The sequence below is a fragment of the Prescottella defluvii genome (assembly GCF_000738775.1).
GTDB lineage: Bacteria > Actinomycetota > Actinomycetes > Mycobacteriales > Mycobacteriaceae > Prescottella > Prescottella defluvii.
In genome coordinates, this window is record NZ_JPOC01000128.1 from 1 (window position 1) to 604 (window position 604).

Sequence of the window (604 nt, forward strand, 5' to 3'; positions counted from 1 at the left end):
TCACCGGCTGGTACGGACTGCCCGAGCGCAGCGACGACGCCCCGATCCTCACGATCGCGGCCGCCGGACGCATCCACTCCGTCGACCCCGACGGCATCGTCACCGACGGCCAGCTGCTCGACGTCGAATACGGAACCCGCACCGCCGACGGCGGCGTCGAGGTCCTCGGCCGCATCGCCCCCATCGACATCGGACCCGCGCCGTCGTGGCGGAACCTGCGGGTGCCGCTCGACGAACTGCCCGCCGACGCGAACGCCGTCCGTCTCGTCGCCTCCGACACCGGGCTCGCCCCCGACCAGTGGCTCGCCGTCACCCCACCGCGGGTGCCGCACATGCAGACACTGCAGTCCGTCGTCGGCAGCACCGCCCCAGTCCTCATCGACTGGTCGGTGGGCCTGGCGTTCCCGTGCCAGCGGCCCTTCGCCCACCACGACGGCGTCGCCGAGGTGCCCGAATACCGGATCCTGCCGGACCGTGTCGGCGCCCAGGCCACCAACGCGTGGCAGGACGCGATCGGCGGCGGCCCGCTCGGCTGGACACATCTGGTGGTGAACGCCGAGACCATCCCGACGTACCTCGACCAGGACTGGCGACGCGACTGGGG

General features: G+C 72.7%; 1 protein-coding gene. It reads left to right on the top strand.

Annotation, left to right across the window (positions count from 1 at the left end):
* Positions 1-604, top strand: a 604-nt coding sequence (locus IJ15_RS0124000) for an arabinosyltransferase C-terminal domain-containing protein (RefSeq protein WP_031940846.1), incomplete at both ends; no start/stop codon positions are given.